The organism is Streptomyces sp. RKAG290 (assembly GCF_023701695.1).
In the GTDB taxonomy this organism is placed as follows: domain Bacteria; phylum Actinomycetota; class Actinomycetes; order Streptomycetales; family Streptomycetaceae; genus Streptomyces.
Genome location: NZ_JAJOZC010000001.1, coordinates 2,875,625 through 2,893,464 on the forward strand (window position 1 = coordinate 2,875,625; position 17,840 = coordinate 2,893,464).

The following is a 17,840-nucleotide window of genomic DNA, read 5'->3' on the forward strand; positions in this document are numbered from 1 at the left end:
GATGGACGGACTGCTGCTGCCCGTCGTGGACGAGGACGGCGCACCTTTCTGGGAGTACGCCGCCCGCGGAGAACTGCGCGTCCAGGCGTGCGCCGACCCGGACTGCGGACGGCTCCGCTTCCCGCCGCGGCCGTGCTGCCCGCACTGCCGGTCGTTCGAGAGCGAGTGGCGGGTGATGAGCGGACGCGGCCGCATCTGGTCGTACGTGCTGCCGCATCCGCCGCTGCTGCCCGCCTACGCGGCGCAGGCCCCGTACAACGCCGTGGTGGTCGAGCTGGCCGATGCCCCGGAGATCCGGCTGGTCGGCAACGTGGTGAGCGGGCCGGACGCGCCGCTCGACTCGGTCGACCCGGCACGCCTGCGGATCGGGGCCGCGGTGAAGGCGGTCTTCTGCCCCGTCTCCCCCGAAGTGACCCTGGTCCGCTGGCTGCTGGAGCGGTGAGCGGCGATGGCGCTGCGCACGGAGACGGACAAGGAGACCGGGGTCGCGCTGCTCACCCTGGACCGGCCGGCGAGACACAACGCGATCGACCTCACGACGGCCGCCGAACTCGCCGCTGCCTGGCGGGCTTTCCGGTACGACGAGGAGGTACGGGCCGTCGTGCTGACCGGCGCGGGCGGCCGGGCGTTCTGCACCGGGATCGACCGGGGCGTGGAGATCCCGCAGCCTCCGTCCCCGTACACGATCGACGATCCGCTGCTGTCGATCGGGCCGAAGGCGAACGACCTGTGGAAGCCGGTGATCGCGGCCGTGGAGGGGATGGCCTGCGGCGGGGCGTTCTACCTGCTGGGTGAGGCGGAGTTCGTCATCGCGTCCGAGGAGGCGACGTTCTTCGACCCGCACACCACGTACGGCATGGTCAGCGCGTACGAGGCGATCTCGATGGCCCAGCGGATGCCGTTCGGCGAGGTCGCCCGGATGTCGCTGATGGGGACGGCCGAACGGGTCACGGCCCGCCGGGCCTACGAGACCGGGCTGGTCAGCGAGGTCACCCCGCCCGGTGGCGCGGTGGCGGCGGCACTGCGGGCGGCGGCGGTCATCGCCTCGTACCCGACGGGGGCGGTCCAGGGGACGGTCCGGGCCGTCTGGTCCGCGAAGGAGGCGGCGAGGACGCAGGCACTGGCCCATGCCCCGCACCTGATCGCACTCGGCAACCTGGCGCCGGAGCGGCAGGCGGAGCTGTTCGGGAGACGGGGCAGGGGTGGCGGCGAGCCGCGGCTCAGGTGAGCGCGGGGCGGGTTCCTGGGCCCGTCAGTAGCTGAGCTCGGCCGTGACCGAGCACTTCCTCACGCGGGACACCTTGCTCGGGCTGTCCATCCGGACGGCGACGGTCTTGGTCTCGCCGCCGTCCGCGTCCACGCTCAGCCTGCCGGTGTCGACGGTGTTGCCGAGCGCGTCGAGGAAGGTCACGTCCACCTGGTAGTTGTGGCTGCCGGCCGCGGTCGCGGTGAGCCGCACGGTGGAGGTGGTGACGGCCTTGCGCTTGCCCTTGCGGGGCTGCGCGCAGCGGAAGACGTAGGCGCGGGGCGCGTCGGTCGCGGTGGCGCTGGGGGTCGCGGTCCCGTAGGTGGAGCCGCTGGACGAGCTGCTCGACGAGCTGTAGTCGTCATCGTCGTCGTAGTCGGTGTCGTGGTAGGTGCCGTTGCTCTTCTTCGAGTTGGAACATCCGCCGCCACTGCTGCTGCTGGACTTCCTGCTCTTGCTGCCGTGGCCGTGGCTGGAGCTGGAGAAGCCGGTGAGCGCGAGCACCACCGCGACCAGTACCACCGTCAGTTTCATGTGCTGCCGCATCATCGATGCCGCCCCCCTTGTGTTGTCGCTCGTGTTCCCGTGGCCCGGCCCCTGCTGGGGACGGCCGCGCGACACCGTAACGCACAGCATGGGCCGTGCAGACCGGCGGCCCGGTCATGGCCCTGTCACGGTCTCGTCATCGTCTGGTGGCGTGGGTCATGCCCCCGGCGTAGCGTCGAGGCGAGAGCGGGACTGACCCGCGTCGCCGGCCGGCGGCGCACGGCACGACCGCAGGAGGCCGGAGATGATCCGTAACGTCCTCGGTTCGATCGTCGCTCTCGCAGGAGCGGCGGCCGCCGTGCTGAGCCCCTTCCGTGACTGGTACGACGGCCGCCTCGGGCGGCACTACCGGATCGGTGACCTGTTCACCGGCGTCACCGGGGCGCATCCCGGCCTGTTCGGTTCGATTTGGCTGCCCTTCCTCTTCGCCGCGGTCGTGACGGTCGTCGGCGTGATCCTGCGGTCCCGGCTGCTGGTGGCCCTCGCGGGCCTGGTGGTGCTCGGGTTCACGGTGCTGTGGATGGTCCGGCAGGGCCAGGCGGCCGGGGAGCTCACGATCGCGGGTGACGGTTCCGGGCTGCAGCAGGGCGCGGCGGGCGCGGCGGCCGGCGGGGTGCTGCTCCTGCTGGGGGCGGCGCTGATGTCGGGGCGGCCCGGCCGGCGGCTCGGCGCGCGGGCGGACCGCAGCAGGCCGTACGTGGCGCCGGGGTCGGCGGATCCCGACACGTGGCCGCCGACGCGGGAGCCGGGCCCGTCGGTGCAGACCAGCCCCTGGCCCGAGCCGGAGGCGGAGCCGTATGTGGGGCCGTCCGCGGGGCCGCCGCGTGATGCGGATGAGCAGGAGACGGCGCCGTACCCGACCCAGGACCCGAACGGCCCCTGGCCTCCGAACAACCCCCGCCCCCGCGCTAGCAGCGGTCTCCAGCCCCGTCTGCCCTCGCCGGCTCGTCCGGCCCTTTCCAGCCCGTCCGGCTCTTTCCAGCCCGTCCGGCGATTGAGGACAAGCGGCCCCGCCGGACGCACCCGGCACTTTTCCGCACCGGCCCCCAACCCCCAGGTTCCCTCAAACGCCGGACGGCTGGGGGTGTCGGCGGGAAGCCCTACGTGCGGGCCCTGTTGCCCGTGCCGGTGCCCTTCAGCGCGTCCAGCGCGTACACGCAGCGGTCCTTGCTGCACGCGTAGACCACTCCGCCCTGCGCCACCGGCGACCCCGTGATCTCCCCGCCCGTGGCGAGCTTCCAGCGGAGCTGGCCACCCGCCGCGTCCAGGGTGTACAGGACGTGGTCGGCGGAGCCGAAGTGGACCCGGCCGTCGGCGACGACCGGCGCGCCCACCACCTCGCCCCCCGCGGCGAACCGCCACTTCGGCGTGCCGGTCACCGCGTCCAGCGTGTACAGCGCGCTGCCGCTGCCGACATGGACGTTCCCGGCCACGACCAGCACCGGTTCGATGGACTGGCGGGCCTCCGTGGCGATGCGCCAGCGGTCCTTGCCGGTCGAGGCGTCCAGCGCGTACACCGTGCCGAGGTAGTCCGCGAGGTACACCCCGCCGCCGGTGACCGCCGGGCCGGGCGCGAAGGCGGGCGCCGAGAGGAAGACCGCGGGCGACTCGAAGTGCCAGCGCACCCGGCCGGAACCGATGTCCAGCGCGAGGACCCGGGTGCCCGCGGAGACGTACACATAGCCGTCCGGCGCCGGGGTCACCCGGACCGGCACCCCGCCGCAGGAGGCCGCGTCGCCGACCGGGTACGACCAGCGCTCGGAGCCCGTACGGGCGTCCACGGCCCGCAGCCGGGCGTCCTGCCAGAGGTAGACCGTGCCGTCGTGCACGGCCGGCCCGGCCTCCGCGGTCTCGAAGTCCGTCTGCGCTCCGGTGGTCTCCCAGAGCTTCTCGCCGGAGGACGCCTCCCAGGCCTGGACGCCGCCGCCCCGGGTGCCGGTGACGACCGTGCCGCGGTCGGCCTTCAGCGAGTACACCCACGCATCGGTCTGCAGCCGCCACCGCTCGGCGCCGGTGGCCGCGTCCAGGGCGTAGAGCGACGGGCCGTCGGAGGCGTGGATACGGCCGCCCTCCACGGCCATCGCCCAGGCCACGTCACGGGTCTTGAACTGGCGCCGCCCGTTGCCGACGTCCAGCGCGTGCACCTCGAAGGAGGTGACGTACAGCAGGTCACCGACGACGACCGGGGTCCCCCACACGTCGTTGGACATCCGGAACCGCCACGGGCGCCAGCGTTCCGGACCGGAGGGCGCGCTGTCGGGCGCGTGCGCCGGAGCGGGCACCGGGGCGACCGGAGCAGCGACCGCGCCGTTCACACCGGCGGGCGGGCGGATCCAGCCGGTCGCCGGGGCGGCCTCGGCGGATGCGGCCGTGGCCCGTACGTCCTTGGCACGTGGACCGGGGCCGATCGGCACCTGCGCACCGGGCAGCCGTACCGGACCGCCCGCGTCGGGTGCCTGCGCGGGGGCCGCATCCGGGGTGCGCAGGTCCGCACCGCTGCGCCAGGCGGTGTCCCAGTCCGCGCCCGGCGCCTGCTTGGGCGGGGGCGGCGCGGGCGCCGGCGTGACAGGCGGCGCGGGGGCGACCGAGCGTCCGCCGCCGCGGCGCTGCTCGATCATCTCGGTGGCCAAGGTCGGCAGCCAGGCCGACGCCGTACCGCTGTCGTCTCCGCCGGAGGCGAAGAGGTGCGGGGCGAGCTCGGACTGCAGCTCGGCGGGGGTGGGCCGGCGCGCCGCGTCCATCTGCATGCAGGACTCGATCAGCGGTCTCAGGTCGTCGGGCAGCCCACTGACGTCGGGGCCCTCACGCAGCAGCATGAAGACCGTCTCGACCGGGTTGGCCCCGTGGAACGGGGCATGTCCGGTCGCGGCGAAGACGAGCGTCGAGCCGAGCGAGAAGATGTCGCTGGCGCCCGTGACACTGCGCGAGTCGCGCGCCTGCTCCGGAGACATGTACGCGGGCGTGCCCACGGCCACGTTCGTCATGGTGAGCCGCGTGTTGGAGACACCCGACGCGATCCCGAAGTCGATCACCCGGGGACCGTCCTCGACGACGAGCACGTTCGACGGCTTCATGTCGCGGTGGACGAGCTTCGCACCGTGAATGGACTGCAGGGCCTCGGCGATGCCCGCGGCCAGCCAGCGCACCGCCTGGGTCGGCATCGGCCCGCACTCATTCACTATCTCTTCGAGCGAGGGCGCGGGCACGTAGGCGGTGGCGAGCCAGGGCACGGCGGCGCGCGGATCGGCGTCCACCACGGCCGCCGTGTAGAAACCGCTGACCGCGCGGGCGGCCTCCACCTCACGCGTGAAGCGGACCCGGAACAGCTGGTCCTCGGCCAGTTCCGTACGTACCGTCTTGATCGCCACCCGCCGGCCCGAAGCCGAGCGTGCGAGATAGACCAGCCCCATGCCGCCGGCCCCGAGCCGTCCCAGCACCTCGAACGGGCCGATCCGCCTCGGGTCGTGCTGCGTCAGCTGCTCCACCACTTGCCTGCCACCTCCCCGTACGGAACCTCAGTCGACAGAGGCCCGCGAAAACCCGCCCTGTGCAGCGTCTCACCACTGAGCACCACCTGGCGGTGCGCACCCCGATTGTTCCTGGCCGAGGCGCCGGTTGCGAACCCGGGGGCGGATCGGGGTGTCATAGGTCACTATGGGCGGTATCAGGACAGCGGTGGCTGAAGTACGGCGAACACGGCGCCCTGATTGTCCTGGAGGACCGCCATCCGCCCGTACGGGATGTCGAAGGGCGGTTCCAGGACCCGGCCGCCCAGCCGGACGGTGGTCTCGGCCGACGCGTCGCAGTCCGCCACGGCGAAGTAGTTGAGGAAGTAGCTCGGCAGCACGGCCGGGAACGCGTCGGTGATGACACTGCGGCCGCCGACCGCGGTGTCCGGCCCGGGTTCCGTGCCGGCCGGCGACCACATGCGGAAGTCGATGCGCGCCTCGTCCGTGCCCGGAGCGCCGGAGCCCACCTCGTCCGGGTCGGTGGAGCGGAAGCCGAAGACCTTCTCGTAGAAGGGGTCCACGCGGTCCTTCTGCCGGGTGTAGACCTCGGTCCAGCAGAAGGAGCCCGGCTCGTTCTGCTTCTGGAAACCCTTGCGCTCACCGGCCTGCCAGAGGCCGAAGACCGCGCCGCCGGGGTCGGCGGCCTGGGCGAGCGCCCCGGACCGGCCGGCCCGGACCGGGTCGGTGATCACCTGACCGCCGCACTCGCGGATCCGGGCGACGGACGCGGTGATGTCTTCGGTGGCGAAGTAGATGCCCCAGGCGGTCGGCATCCGGCCGTCCTGCTTGGCGGCGAGTGCGGCGACGAGCTTTCCGTCGCTGAGGGCGTCGGCGTAGGGCCCGTCGCCCGCCCGGAAGGTCCAGCCGAAGAGCTCACCGTAGAAGCGCTTGCCCGCTTCGAGGTCGGGGAGCTGCACATCCACCCAGCACGGCGCGGACTGCGCGAATGCGGCCATGAGCCCGGATCCTTCCCTCGCGGTGACGCTCGTCACACCCAACGTAGCCGTGGGCCGCGGTGGCCGCGCCCCGACCTTCCCGATGCGAACACGCATTCGATACAGACGTTCCAGGGCGCTGTCGTCACGGAAAGTTATCCACGGAAGTTGTCCACAGGCTGTTGATAACATTAATCAAGCTGTGGGAACCGCCTGGCGATCCCGGGGCACATCACCGGAAACCGTCCACTCCCCCCACCACGCCTGCGCCCCTCCCCATTTGCAGTCGGCCGAATCGCGCTCCGATCACCCGTCGGTAAGCTGACGGCATGACAGGACAAGTACGCACCGTCGACGGCCGCGTGGCCGGTCGACGCGGACAGGCGACGCGGCAGAAGCTGCTCGACTGCCTCAGCGAGATGCTCAGCTCCTCGCCGTACCGGGACGTCAAAGTCATCGACGTCGCCCGGAAGGCGGGGACTTCACCCGCGACCTTCTACCAGTACTTCCCCGACGTCGAGGGCGCCGTCCTCGAAATCGCCGAAGAAATGGCCAAGGAGGGCGCCGGACTGACCGAACTGGTCGCCGGACGCTCCTGGGTCGGCAAGTCGGGCTGGCAGACAGCCGAAGAACTCGTCGAGGGATTCCTCGACTTCTGGCGGCGCAACGACGCCATCCTGCGCGTGGTCGACCTCGGCGCGGCCGAGGGCGACAAGCGGTTCTACAAGATCCGCATGAAGATCCTGAACTCCGTCACCAACTCCCTTACGGACTCGGTGAAGGACCTCCAGGCCAAGGGCAAGGTCGACAAGGACATCAGCGCCGCCGCGATGGCCGGCTCCCTGGTGGCGATGCTGGCCGCGGTCGCCTCGCACCAGAAGGGCTTCACCACCTGGGGCGTCAAGCAGGCCGAACTCAAGCCGAATCTCGCGCTGTTGGTACACCTGGGCATCACCGGCAAGAAGCCGACGAAGTAGCGCCCGCGCCGGATTCCCGTACTGGGCGACGCGTGGTGATCCCGGGCGCCCCAGGTCCTGTCTCACCGACGGCGGACCACGCAGGTGGTCCGCCGTCGGCGTACCCGGACACCGGTGGGCCGGAGCGAACCGCCCCGGCGGCCACCCCGACCGGCCCAGCCCTCACCCGGAACGGCGCAGACTTCCCCCGGAACGGCGCACCCTCCACCTCGGACCGTCGCAGCCCGCACCCCGAACGGCGCACCCTCCACCTCGGACCGTCGCAGCCCGCACCCCGGTCCACCGCACTCCTCACGCCTGACCGTCGCGCCGCTCCAGCCGGAACAGCCGGATCTCCCGGTCGATCCGCGCCTGGTACGCCGCGTAGGGCGGCCAGAACTTCAGCGCCGCCTCCCACACCACCGCCCGCTCGTCGCCCGTCAGCAGCCGGGCCCGCACTGGGATGTCGTGCCCCTTCCAGCTGATGACGGCCCCGTCCGGATGCGCCAGCAGATTCGCCGTCCAGGCCGGATGCCCCGCACGGCCGAAGTTGCTGCCGACCAGGATCCAGCTGCCACCCCCCTCACCGCTGCCATGCCCGTCGCCACTGCCGCTGCCGCGTCCCTTCTCCGGCATGCAGGCCAGCGGGGTGGTCCTGAGCTGCCCGCTCCGCGCCCCCGGCACGGTCAGGACGACGCCCGGCAGCATCTGCGCGCTGAGCAGCACCCGGCCGCGGGTGAGCCGGTGGACCGTGCGGTCCATCGCGGGCACGACATGGGGTGCGATCCGGGCGAAGGCCCGGGTGGACGAGACCTTCTGGACGAGACGGACGCCGGGCGCCATCAGACCGCCACCCGATCGGCCGGTCCCAGGTCGACGGGCCCCTGGTCGGCCGGTCCCTGATCGGCCGGTCCCTGATCGGCCGGTCCCTGATCGGCCGGTCCCTGATCGGCCGGTCCCTGATCGGCCGGCCCCCGGTCGGCCGGCTCGTGATCGGCCGGCCCCCGTGCGCCCGGCCCCCGTGCGCCCGGCTCCGGTCCGAAGAGACCGGCCTGCTGCGCCGCGTGGTCGCGGAGCCGGTGGACGGGGCCGAGGAGCAGCTCGTCGGCGGCGGCCCGCTTGAAGTACAGGTGTGCCTCGTGCTCCCAGGTGAAGCCGATACCCCCGTGCAGCTGCACGGCCTCCGCGGTGGTGATCCGCAGCGCCTCCAGCGCCTGGGCGAGTGCGAGCCCGCCGGCCTCCGGGTCCCAGGCCGCGTAGTACGCCGCGGAGCGGGCCGACTGCACCCGTACGTACAGGTCCGCGAGGCGGTGCTGCACAGCCTGGAAGGAGCCGATCGCGCGGCCGAACTGTTCGCGTTCCCCGACGTATTCGACCGTCCGGTCCAACGCGCTCGCCGCCGCCCCCACCGCCTCGGCGGCGAGTGCGGCGGCCGCGGCACGGCCGACCACGGCGAGGACGGCCGTCGCGTCCAGGGTGTCGTCGGCGCCGAGGAGTTCGGCCGCCGCCTCGCGCAGCTGGATCCGGGCGAGCGGCCTGGTCTCGTCCAGCGAGGTCTGCCGGGTGCGGACGACTCCGGCGGGAGGCTGCGGCCCGTCCGTCCGGACCAGGAACAGCAGGGTGCGGCTGCGCGGGAAGCCGCCCGCGTGCGCGGCGACCAGGAGCAGTCCGGCGCTGTGACCGTCCAGCACCCGAGCGGCTTCCCCGTACAGCCGCCACCCCCCGTCCCCGGCCGGCCGGGCCTGCACGCCGCCCGCGCGGCCGCCGCCCGCCCAGGTGCCGCCGGTGGGGTCGCCGGTGAGGCCGAGGGCGGTGGCGAGCGAGCCGCCGGGGACGGCCAGGGCCGCGGTGAGCTCGCCCGCCGCGACGGGCGGCAGCAGGGCGGCGCTCTGCTCCGCGGTGCCGAGGGCGAGGATCAGGGGTGCGGCGAGCACGGCGGTGGCGAGCAGCGGGGAGGGCAGCAGTGCGCGGCCGGTCTCCTCGCAGACGACGGCGAGCTCGGCGGGGCCGCAGCCGACGCCTCCGTACTCCTGCGGGAGGGCGAGTCCGGGCAGTCCGAGGTCCCGGGCGAGCCGGTGCCACAGCCGGGCGTCGTACCCGTCCTGCGTGGCCACGGCGTTCCTGACGTCGTCGGGGCCGCTGTGTTTGGCCAGCAGTTCGCGCAAGGTGCGGCGGATCTCGTCCTGTTCCGCGGTCAAGGCGGCATCCATCGTCGGACTCCTTCCCCTCAGAGGCCGACGGCCTCTGATCTGACGGGCCGTCATGCTAGGGGTGATTCTGCGAGATGCCCAGAGCCGCGCACCGTGACGGAGTCGCAAGATCCCTCCCCTGTAGCCCGGCTCACCTCCCCCCGATCTGATGTACCGTCAGATTTATGCCTTCCTTCCCCCGCAAGGTCGCTGTCGTCGGCATATCCCTCGCGGACTGCGGTCGCGTCGAGACGGCCACGCCGTACGCCCTGCACGCCCAGGCCGCCCGCCGGGCACTCGCCGACTCGGGTCTGGACCGGTCGGTCGTCGACGGTTTCGCCTCCGCCGGACTCGGCACGCTCGCCCCCGTCGAGGTCGCGGAGTACCTGGGGCTGGGGCCCACCTGGGTGGACTCCACCTCGGTCGGCGGATCGACCTGGGAGGTGATGGCGGCCCATGCGGCGGACGCCATCGCGGCGGGCCGCGCCAATGCCGTTCTGCTGGTCTACGGGTCGACAGCGCGGGCGGACATCAAGGCGGGCCGCCGCACGTCGAACCTCTCCTTCGGGGCCCGCGGCCCCCTCCAGTTCGAGGTGCCGTACGGGCACTCACTGATCGCCAAGTACGCGATGGCCGCCAGGCGTCACATGCACGAGTACGGCACCACCCTGGAGCAGCTCGCCGAGGTGGCGGTGCAGGCCCGCGCGAACGCGGCGGCCAATCCCGACGCGATGTTCCGCGAACCGGTCACCGTGGACGAGGTGCTGTCCGGCCCGATGATCGCCGACCCGTTCACCAAGCTGCACTGCTGCATCCGCAGCGACGGCGGCTGTGCGGTGCTGCTGGCGGCCGAGGAGTACGTACCGGACACCGCGAAGGCGCCCGTCTGGATCCTCGGCACCGGCGAGCACGTCTCGCACTCCACCATGTCCGAATGGGACGACTTCACGGTCTCCCCCGCCGCGGTGTCGGGCCGGCTGGCCTTCGAGCGGGCGGGGGTGCGGCCCGCCGACATCGACCTGGCCGAGATCTACGACGCGTTCACCTACATGACGCTGGTGACGCTGGAGGACCTGGGGTTCTGCGCGAAGGGCGAGGGCGGCGCGTACGTGGAGAAGGGCCGCACCGGCCTGACCGGCGAGCTCCCGGTCAACACGGACGGCGGCGGCCTGTCCGCCTGCCACCCCGGGATGCGCGGGCTGTTCCTGCTGGTGGAGGCGGTACGTCAACTGCGCGGCGAGGCCGGGGCACGGCAGGTGCGCAAGGCGGGCGGGCGGCTTCCGGAACTGGCGGTGGCGTCCGGCACGGGCGGCTGGTTCTGCTCGTCCGGGACGGTGGTGCTGGGGAGGGGGTGAGGGTGTTGGGGTGAGGAGTCAGTCGGCCTGACCTCAGCCCGGCCCGGCATGTTCACACGGCAACGACGATGAGTGCGCCTTCCAGCCCCTTGAAGTCGCCCGCATTGCGGGTGAAGAGTGGCAGCCCCCGGGCAGAAGCAATGGCAGCGATCATGAGGCCCATACGTCGGGGGCGGGGGTTACGGCCGGCAGCCACAACAAGGGACACCAGACTCCCGTATCGGGCAGCTGCCTCTCCATCGAAGGGGAGCGGCTCGAAGTCGGCCACGGCAGCGCCCAGCTTCTCCATCCGCGCCGCCCGTCCGGCCGGGTCACCGGCCATCGCCACACCTTGCTGGAGCTCGGCCATCGTCACGGCGGTGAGCGCCGGAAAGGCGGGAAGATCCTCGGCACTCAACAGGTCGAGGTCGATGTACGTGCAGGTGTCGAGCACGCCCGCACCGTAGCGCTCAGCCACGCGCGCGCTCCCAGGGATCGTCATCGCCTGCCCGGTCCTCGTCGCCGAAGAACTCATCCGCTTCGCGGCGCATCAGCGCACCGTCCACACGGGGAAGCCGCCGATGCCGGGCCACCAGCTCCTCCGCGCTCAGCCTCCGCTTGCGCGTGAGTGGCCGGAGTTCCGCGACCTCTATCCCGTTGCGAGTGATGTGGAAGATCTCGCCCGCCTCCACGGCGTTCATGACATCCGCGGACCGGTTCCGGAACTCTCTCTGTGTAATGGTCTTCATGCCTTCAGCGTAGCGCTGCGTGTCTCATCGTGCTACGCCGTTCGATGCCGACTGGGTTCATGAGATGCAATGGCCGCATGACCGATGCATCCCTCACCACCTCACGGCGCACCTTCCTCGACCTGCTCCACGCCCAGCGCGTCTGGGACATCGCACTCCCCGCCTTCGACCCGGCCACCGCACCGCCGACGCCCCTCCCCCTCTTCCACTCCTGGTTCGCCGAGGCGGTGGCCGCCGGGCAGGCCGAGCCGCACGCCATGACCCTGGCCACGGTCGACGCGCAGGGACTGCCCGACGTGCGGACGCTGCTGCTGCACGACGCGGACGAGCGCGGCTGGCACTTCGCCACGCACGCCACCAGCGCGAAGGGCCGCCAGCTCGCCGGCCTCCCGTACGCCGCGCTCGGCTTCTACTGGCCCGCGCAGGGGCGGCAGGTGCGGGTCCGCGGGCCGGTCACCGCGGCCGGGGCCGCCGAGAGCCGGGCCGATCTGCACGTCCGCTCGACCGGGGCGCTGGCATCGGCGCTGGTGGGGCGGCAGAGCGAGGTGCTGGGCTCGTCCGAGGAACTGGCCCGGGCATCCGATGCCGCCTGGGAGCGGGCCCGGACCGAGCCCGACGCGGACGTGCCGAGCTGGACGCGGTATGTGGTCGATCCGCACGAGGTCGAGTTCTTCCAGGGCGATGCCCGGCGGCGGCACGTACGGCTGCGCTACCGCCGGGAGCCGGGGGCAGGGTCGGGGGCGGGGCCCGACGCCGGACCCGGGGGCTGGCAGCGGGAACTGCTCTGGCCCTGACGCACGGGCGCCTGTGCCCTTCTCCGTCCGCCCGCTGCCCGCTGCCCGCCAGGTCAGCTGACGCTGATCGCCTGTACGGGGCAGGCGCGGGCGGCCTCACCGACCATGGGGCCGGTGCGGGCGGCTCCGGACTCGGGCAGGAGTTCACTGAGCCCGTCGTCGTCCTGGGTGAACACCTTCGGGGCGGCGAGCGCGCACTGGCCCGCGCCGATACATACGTCCCTGTCGATGTCGATCTGCATCTCAGCAGGACCTTCCGCTCGGATTCCGGTCACCACGTCACGGGCAGTTCAAGGAGTCCCTGGACCGTGTCCCCCGGTTTGAAAGGGATCTCCTCGGCGGGTGCCGCCAGCCGCAGGCCGGGAAGGCGGCTGAAGAGCGCGGGCAGCGCGATCTCGAGTTCGGCCCGTGCCAGGTTCTGGCCCAGACACTGGTGGATCCCGAACCCGAACGCGACGTGGTTGCGCGCGCTGCGGCCGAGGTCCAGCTCGTCAGGCGACGGATACACGGCCTCGTCCCGGTTGATCACCGCCGTGGACAGGATGACGCCGTCCCCGGCCCGGACCGTCACCCCGCTGACGTCGATGTCCTCGACGGCCACCCGGGAGAGCCCGTCGGCGATGGACAGGAAGCGGAGCAGTTCCTCCACCGCGGCAGGCACCCCGCTCCCGCCCCCGCCGCCCCAGTCCCGTACCAGGGCCAGCTGCTCCGGGTGCTGGAGAAGGGTGAAGGTGCCGAGGGAGATCATGTTCGCGGTGGTCTCATGGCCCGCCACCAGCAGGATCTCGGCCAGCCGCACCAGCTCGTCGCGGTCCAGCGCCCCGGTCTCCAGCTGCTTGGCGATGAGCTCGTCGAGCAGTCCTTCGCCGGGGTCGCGCCGCTTCCGCTCGATCAGCTCGCGGAAGTACTCGTCCAGGGCGTCCCGCGCCGCCTCGACATCACCGGCCGCGGGGCCGCGGAGCAGCTTGCGGGACTGGGCCTCGAAGAACTCGTGGTCCGTGTAGGGCACCCCGAGCAGCGCGCAGATGACCATGGACGGCACGGGCAGCGCGAAGGCGTCGACCAGATCGGCCGGCGGCCCCTGCGCGACCATCGCGTCGAGCAGGCTGTCCACGGTCTCCTGGATCTGCGGCCGGAGGGCCGCCGTCCGCTTCAGCGTGAAGCTCGGGATCAGCATCCGGCGCTGCACGTTGTGCGCCGGATCGTCGAGGCCGAGCAGCTCGACGCGCCGCTGGGTCGTCTCGGCCAGCCGCCGGGCGAACAGGGGGAACGCGGGATTCTCCCGGTCGGACGACAGCCTCGGGTCCACCAGGAGCGCACGCGCCTCGGCGTGCCCGGTCACCAGCCAGGCCGTGCGGCCGTTGAACAGCTCGACGCGGGACACCGCCCGCTGCCCTCGGCTCTCACTCGGATATCCCGTCGGCGGGTGGTAGGGACAGGTGCGGTTCTGCGGAAAGGCGACGGTCTCGGTCTCTGCCATGGCGGGCCTCGCAATGAGAGGGGGAGTCCTACCGATCACTGTCCACTAGATGCCCCAGGCACCTAATCTGCTAGGCAGAGTTCGGCCAAATGCCCGAACCGCCGCCCGCGGCCCGGCCGAGCGGTGGCTGCCCCGCCATGTCCCACCGTCGCCCGGCCGTGCCGGCCGCCTGCCGGGCGTGCCGTTCGTGCGCCATGCCTGCCGGGCGGCCTTATCCACTTTCTACGGTGGAGGAGCACTATGGGAGACAGGCGAGGACTGGAGGTCACCCATGGCCCGAACCCGTAGCCGGTACGCCCCGGACCGCGGTCTGACCACACGCATGGTCACCACGATGTTCCTGATCGGTCTGCTGTACGTGGTCCTGGTCGGCGTACTGCTCGCCGTGCTGCGTGGCGCCTGGCCGATCATCCTGATCATCACCGGGGGCCTGTTCATCGCCCAGTTCTGGTTCAGCGACCGCATCGCGGCCTTCAGCATGGGCGCCCGCGAGGTCACGCCCGAGCAGGCGCCGGAACTGCACGGCACCGTCGACCGGATCTGCGCCCTTGCCGACATGCCCAAACCCCGGGTGGCCATCGCCGAGAGCGACGTGCCGAACGCCTTCGCCACCGGCCGGAGCGAGAAGACCGCCCTGGTCTGCGCGACCACCGGCCTGCTGCGCAGGCTGGAGCCGGAGGAGCTGGAAGGCGTCCTCGCCCACGAGATGTCGCACGTCGCGCACCGCGACGTCGCCGTCATGACGATCGCCTCGTTCCTCGGTGTACTCGCGGGCATCATCACCCGCGTCGCCCTGTGGGGCGGGTTCGCCCGCAACAGCCGGAGCAATGACCCCATGGGCATCGCGATCATGCTCATCCCGCTGATCAGCGCGGTCGTCTACGCCCTGAGCTTCCTGCTGACCCGGCTGCTCTCGCGCTACCGGGAACTGTCCGCCGACCGCACCGCCGCCCTGCTCACCGGCCGGCCCTCCGCCCTCGCCTCCGCCCTCACCAAGGTGAGCGGCCAGATGGCCCGGATCCCGACCGAGGACCTGCGGAAGGCGGAGCCGTACAACGCCTTCTACTTCGTCCCCGCCTTCTCCGCCAAGGAGAGCCTGGGCCGGCTGCTCTCCTCGCACCCGACGCTGGAACAGCGCCTCGACCAGCTGGCCCGCATCTCCGCCGACCTCGCCCGCCCGTAAGGAGCCCCCGTGGGCCTGCTCGACACGATCCTGGGCCGCAGCAAGCCGGTCCGCCCGGACCTCGACCAGCTCTTCGCCGTCCCGTCCGCCGCCCTGACCCTCCAGGCGGCCACGGGCTTCGTCCCGACCGGTCTCGGCTCGGTGTGCTTCGCGGGCGTGGAGGGCGGCACCTTCGCCCGTATCCAGCAGGACGTACGGGAGCTGCTGGACGCGGACACCGGGCGCGGCGGTGTCCCGGTGGAGTTCAGCCAGGACTCGTACGGCTACACCTGGCTGCTCGCCCGGCAGCCGGCCGAGGACACCGCCGCACTGGTCAACGACCTGCACGCGGTCAACACCCTGCTCCAGGACGGCGGCTTCGGCCCGCAGCTGCTCTGCTCGCTGATCGGCTTCCGGGACGCGCGGGACCGTCCGCTGGCGCTCGTCTACCTCTACAAGCGCGGCACGTTCTATCCGTTCGCCCCGGTGCCGGGCAGCGGCGAGAAGCGCGACAACCCGCTCGAACTGGAGGTCCGGGCCGCTCTCGGGGACGACTTGCGGGTGGAGAAGGACCTGGCCCGGTGGTTCCCGGTGTGGGGGGCGCCGGGGCTGTGAGGCCGCCGCCCGCCCCCGCGTCCACGGGAGTTTCGGTCAGCCGTTCGCCGCGTGGCCCAGGAACGCGGTCCAGGCGGCGGGGGCCACGGCGAAGGTGGGGCCGTCGGTGATTTTGGAGTCGCGGACGTGCACGGTGTGCGGGCAGGCGGCTACCTCGACGCAGGCCGCTTCCTCGCCGGCGCTGTGGCTGGACTTGTGCCAGGCGTAGGCGACCTCGATGCAGGCCCCGCCCTCGTTGTTGCTGTAGCTGGACTTGAACCAGGTCAGCCCGGGTCCGTGGCTCACAGTTGCCCCACCTTCGTCTCGATGATCTCCGCGGACTTCCACGGGTTGAGCGCCTGCGCCCGCAGGATGCCGAAGAGGTCGAACATGTCACCCACCTGTTCAGGCTTCGAGATCAACCTATCGCCGCCCTGCCCCTCCGCGAACAGCAAAGTGCGCCCTTCCGACGTGGACATCAACTGCATGGGCCCGTTCAACCCCGCGTGGGTGTGCTGGGTCGACGGCATCACCTGCACCGTCAGGTGGTTGAACCGCTTCATGCAGTCGAGTACGTGCCGCAGTTGCTCCTTCAGCACCTCGGGCCCGCCCAGCATCCGGTCCAGGACCGACTCCTCGATGACGTATCCGATGCGCGGCGGAGTCGTGCGCGCGAGCACCGCCTGCCGCTCCAGCCTCGCTTCGACGTGACGGACGATCTGAGCCTCGGAGTACGCCGGTACGCGCGACCGGTACAGCGCGTACGCGTAGTTCTCCGTCTGGAGCAGGCCCGGGATCAGCATCGTCTCGTAGGCGCTGATGACCCGCGCGGTGCGCTCCAGCTTCGCCCAGTCCAGGAACTTCGCCGGGTACTTCTCCTCGTCCACCAGCTCGCAGCACGCCTTCAGCGCACCGTCCGCCCCGAACGACTCGTCGGCATCGACCAGCAGGTCCCGCGAGGGGATGCGCTCCGCGCGCTCGACCGCGCCCATCAGCGACTCGGAGATCAGCAGCTGCTCCGCCGCCTCCTTCTGCGTGAGCCCCGCCCGCGACCGGTGGATGCGGATCAACTCCCCCACCAGTCGCCGCCCGTGTGTGGTCTCACCACTCGTCCCCACAGCCGCCTCCGCCCTCCCCACATCGCCCCGATGTGGACCGCGTCCTCCTGGTCACGCTACGCAACCACGGGAATGCTCGTAGCCATGACGCAGAAGAAACTCCCCGAATGGGTACCCGCCTCGGGGCTTCAACTCCACCTCACCGGGATCCACTTCGACGCCATCCGGCTGCGCGGCGTGCGGGGCGAGGCGGTCCTGCACCATCTGGCGACCCTGACCGACGGCGAACCGGGGCCCGTGGTGCGGGAGATCGCGGGTGCGCGGTGGACGTACTTCCTGCTCGCGCCCGGTGCGAGCCAGGACTTCGACTGGCCGCCCGGCGCGACGTGCTTCGGCCCGGCCGCCCGCGACCAGTACGTGGGCATCCCGGCGCCGCACGGCAACACCTATCCGCTGAGCTGGCGGTGCGGGGCTCCGGAGGCGGGGGACTTCGTGGACGCGGAGCTGCTGCACGGGGTGGTGACGGCCCAGCTCGTACCCGAGGAGTAGCCGGACGCGCGGCCTGCCCTCACGTCACCGCGCCTCTGTTATCGGCTGCATGACTGCAGAGCCCGCGCGATCCGCCGGACGCATGCGCGCCTCCGACGCCGACCGCGAAGAAGTCGTGGAACAGCTTCGGGAGGCGGCGGCCGAGGGCCGGATCGACCTCGACGAGCTGGATACCCGCCTCGGGCACGAGTTCGCCGCCAAGACCTGCGGCGAACTCGTGCCGCTCACCGACGATCTCGGGCCGGCGGTGTTCGACTCGGGCGAGCCGCTGACGCTGCAGGGCGGCGTGCACGGCGCGACACGGACGGGCCGCTGGAAGGTGCCGCCGCGGATTCTCGCGTACGGAGGCATGGGCGGCGTACGCCTCGACTTCACCCAGGCCGAGTGCCGGCTGCGCGAGATCGAGGTGGAGGTCGACGCGCAGATGGCGGGGGTGCGGATCGCGGTCCCGGTGGGGTGGAAGGCGGAAACCGACGCGCTCGATCTCGGGCTCGGCGGCCTGAAGGACAAGACCTCGGGCGAACGGCTGCCCGGCACACCGGTGCTCCGGATCACGGGTACGTGCGGCATGGGCGGTGTGGTCGTCCGCCACCCCAACCTCCGGGAACGCCGCAAGCAGCGCAAGGAACTGTCGCACTGAACGGCCGCCCCGGCCGCGTCCTGGCCAGGACCTCTCGTTTGGATCATGCCGGTCTCGCGTGCCCCGGCACCGGACCCCGCTCCCTGACCCGGCCTGTTC

The 17,840-nt window shown here is 72.0% G+C and carries 20 protein-coding genes and 1 pseudogene; 10 read left to right on the top strand and 11 right to left on the bottom strand.

What is annotated here, in order from left to right; genetic code table 11:
* The first annotated feature begins 1 nt into the window (after nt 1).
* Both LNW71_RS12310 and LNW71_RS12315 read left to right on the top strand, forming a co-directional pair.
* Complete coding sequence (locus tag LNW71_RS12310) at nt 2-442, top strand: OB-fold domain-containing protein (RefSeq protein WP_250968275.1); 441 nt, start codon at nt 2-4, stop codon at nt 440-442.
* Between the two features lie 6 nt (nt 443-448).
* Nucleotides 449-1,228, top strand: coding sequence for an enoyl-CoA hydratase/isomerase family protein (locus LNW71_RS12315; RefSeq protein ID WP_250968276.1), 780 nt, complete (start codon nt 449-451; stop codon nt 1,226-1,228).
* Between the two features lie 24 nt (nt 1,229-1,252).
* Here LNW71_RS12315 and LNW71_RS12320 read toward each other — a convergent pair whose 3' ends face one another.
* The gene (locus LNW71_RS12320) at nt 1,253-1,795 is read right to left on the bottom strand and encodes a hypothetical protein (protein WP_250968277.1); all 543 of its coding nucleotides are present in this window, start codon (nt 1,793-1,795) and stop codon (nt 1,253-1,255) included.
* A gap of 241 nt (nt 1,796-2,036) precedes the next feature.
* Between LNW71_RS12320 and LNW71_RS12325 the strand changes: the two are divergent.
* A pseudogene (locus tag LNW71_RS12325) lies at nt 2,037-2,699 on the top strand (hypothetical protein); the annotation flags it as partial.
* Nucleotides 2,700-2,892: 193 nt separating this feature from the next.
* Here LNW71_RS12325 and LNW71_RS12330 read toward each other — a convergent pair.
* A complete protein-coding gene (locus LNW71_RS12330; RefSeq protein ID WP_250971977.1) occupies nt 2,893-5,277 on the bottom strand; it encodes a PQQ-binding-like beta-propeller repeat protein in 2,385 nt (794 codons plus the stop codon).
* Between the two features lie 179 nt (nt 5,278-5,456).
* A complete protein-coding gene (locus LNW71_RS12335; protein ID WP_250968278.1) occupies nt 5,457-6,257 on the bottom strand; it encodes a VOC family protein in 801 nt (266 codons plus the stop codon).
* A gap of 308 nt (nt 6,258-6,565) precedes the next feature.
* On the opposite strand from LNW71_RS12335, the gene LNW71_RS12340 reads away from it, so the two are divergent.
* Nucleotides 6,566-7,213, top strand: coding sequence for a TetR family transcriptional regulator (locus LNW71_RS12340; protein ID WP_250968279.1), 648 nt, complete (start codon nt 6,566-6,568; stop codon nt 7,211-7,213).
* Nucleotides 7,214-7,504: 291 nt separating this feature from the next.
* Here the strand turns inward: LNW71_RS12340 and LNW71_RS12345 are convergent, their stop codons facing one another.
* Together LNW71_RS12345 and LNW71_RS12350 are read right to left on the bottom strand one after the other, a co-directional pair.
* Nucleotides 7,505-8,035: a nitroreductase family deazaflavin-dependent oxidoreductase gene (locus LNW71_RS12345; RefSeq protein ID WP_250968280.1), complete on the bottom strand. Its 531-nt coding sequence runs from the start codon at nt 8,033-8,035 to the stop codon at nt 7,505-7,507.
* Nucleotides 8,035-9,402 (bottom strand): acyl-CoA dehydrogenase family protein, encoded by a 1,368-nt coding sequence (locus LNW71_RS12350; protein ID WP_250968281.1) that lies wholly within the window; start codon nt 9,400-9,402, stop codon nt 8,035-8,037. Before LNW71_RS12350 ends, LNW71_RS12345 begins: the two co-directional genes overlap by 1 nt.
* A 164-nt stretch (nt 9,403-9,566) precedes the next feature.
* Here LNW71_RS12350 and LNW71_RS12355 point away from each other — a divergent pair, with 164 nt between their 5' ends.
* Entirely contained in the window at nt 9,567-10,736 is a 1,170-nt protein-coding gene (locus tag LNW71_RS12355; protein WP_250968282.1) for an acetyl-CoA acetyltransferase, read from the top strand.
* Nucleotides 10,737-10,788: 52 nt separating this feature from the next.
* Here LNW71_RS12355 and LNW71_RS12360 read toward each other — a convergent pair whose 3' ends face one another.
* Together LNW71_RS12360 and LNW71_RS12365 are read right to left on the bottom strand one after the other, a co-directional pair.
* Nucleotides 10,789-11,193, bottom strand: a complete 405-nt coding sequence (locus tag LNW71_RS12360; RefSeq protein WP_250968283.1) for a type II toxin-antitoxin system VapC family toxin — start codon at nt 11,191-11,193, stop codon at nt 10,789-10,791.
* Entirely contained in the window at nt 11,186-11,464 is a 279-nt protein-coding gene (locus LNW71_RS12365) for a type II toxin-antitoxin system prevent-host-death family antitoxin (protein WP_250968284.1), read from the bottom strand. The genes LNW71_RS12360 and LNW71_RS12365 overlap by 8 nt, the downstream gene beginning before the upstream one ends.
* 77 nt (nt 11,465-11,541) lie before the next feature.
* On the opposite strand from LNW71_RS12365, the gene LNW71_RS12370 reads away from it, so the two are divergent.
* On the top strand, nt 11,542-12,258 hold the full coding sequence (locus tag LNW71_RS12370; RefSeq protein WP_250968285.1) for a pyridoxal 5'-phosphate synthase: 717 nt from the start codon (nt 11,542-11,544) through the stop codon (nt 12,256-12,258).
* Nucleotides 12,259-12,311: 53 nt separating this feature from the next.
* Here the strand turns inward: LNW71_RS12370 and LNW71_RS12375 are convergent, their stop codons facing one another.
* Together LNW71_RS12375 and LNW71_RS12380 are read right to left on the bottom strand one after the other, a co-directional pair.
* Nucleotides 12,312-12,500 (bottom strand): ferredoxin, encoded by a 189-nt coding sequence (locus LNW71_RS12375; RefSeq protein WP_250968286.1) that lies wholly within the window; start codon nt 12,498-12,500, stop codon nt 12,312-12,314.
* A gap of 29 nt (nt 12,501-12,529) precedes the next feature.
* On the bottom strand, nt 12,530-13,738 hold the full coding sequence (locus LNW71_RS12380) for a cytochrome P450 (protein WP_250968287.1): 1,209 nt from the start codon (nt 13,736-13,738) through the stop codon (nt 12,530-12,532).
* 271 nt (nt 13,739-14,009) lie between these two features.
* Between LNW71_RS12380 and htpX the strand changes: the two genes are divergently transcribed.
* Both htpX and LNW71_RS12390 read left to right on the top strand, forming a co-directional pair.
* The gene (gene htpX, locus LNW71_RS12385) at nt 14,010-14,921 is read left to right on the top strand and encodes a zinc metalloprotease HtpX (RefSeq protein WP_250968288.1); all 912 of its coding nucleotides are present in this window, start codon (nt 14,010-14,012) and stop codon (nt 14,919-14,921) included.
* Nucleotides 14,922-14,930: 9 nt separating this feature from the next.
* The gene (locus tag LNW71_RS12390; protein WP_250968289.1) at nt 14,931-15,515 is read left to right on the top strand and encodes a hypothetical protein; all 585 of its coding nucleotides are present in this window, start codon (nt 14,931-14,933) and stop codon (nt 15,513-15,515) included.
* 36 nt (nt 15,516-15,551) lie between these two features.
* On the opposite strand, the gene LNW71_RS12395 is transcribed toward LNW71_RS12390, so the two are convergent.
* Both LNW71_RS12395 and LNW71_RS12400 read right to left on the bottom strand, forming a co-directional pair.
* The gene (locus LNW71_RS12395; protein WP_250968290.1) at nt 15,552-15,800 is read right to left on the bottom strand and encodes a DUF397 domain-containing protein; all 249 of its coding nucleotides are present in this window, start codon (nt 15,798-15,800) and stop codon (nt 15,552-15,554) included.
* Nucleotides 15,797-16,573: a helix-turn-helix transcriptional regulator gene (locus LNW71_RS12400; protein WP_250968291.1), complete on the bottom strand. Its 777-nt coding sequence runs from the start codon at nt 16,571-16,573 to the stop codon at nt 15,797-15,799. Before LNW71_RS12400 ends, LNW71_RS12395 begins: the two co-directional genes overlap by 4 nt.
* Nucleotides 16,574-16,696: 123 nt before the next feature.
* Between LNW71_RS12400 and LNW71_RS12405 the strand changes: the two genes are divergently transcribed.
* Nucleotides 16,697-17,101 carry a hypothetical protein gene (locus LNW71_RS12405; RefSeq protein ID WP_250968292.1) on the top strand — a complete coding sequence of 135 codons (405 nt, stop codon included), beginning with the start codon at nt 16,697-16,699 and terminating at the stop codon, nt 17,099-17,101.
* Nucleotides 17,102-17,150: 49 nt separating this feature from the next.
* Nucleotides 17,151-17,741, top strand: a complete 591-nt coding sequence (locus LNW71_RS12410; protein WP_250968293.1) for a DUF1707 domain-containing protein — start codon at nt 17,151-17,153, stop codon at nt 17,739-17,741.
* Nucleotides 17,742-17,840 lie beyond the last annotated feature (99 nt).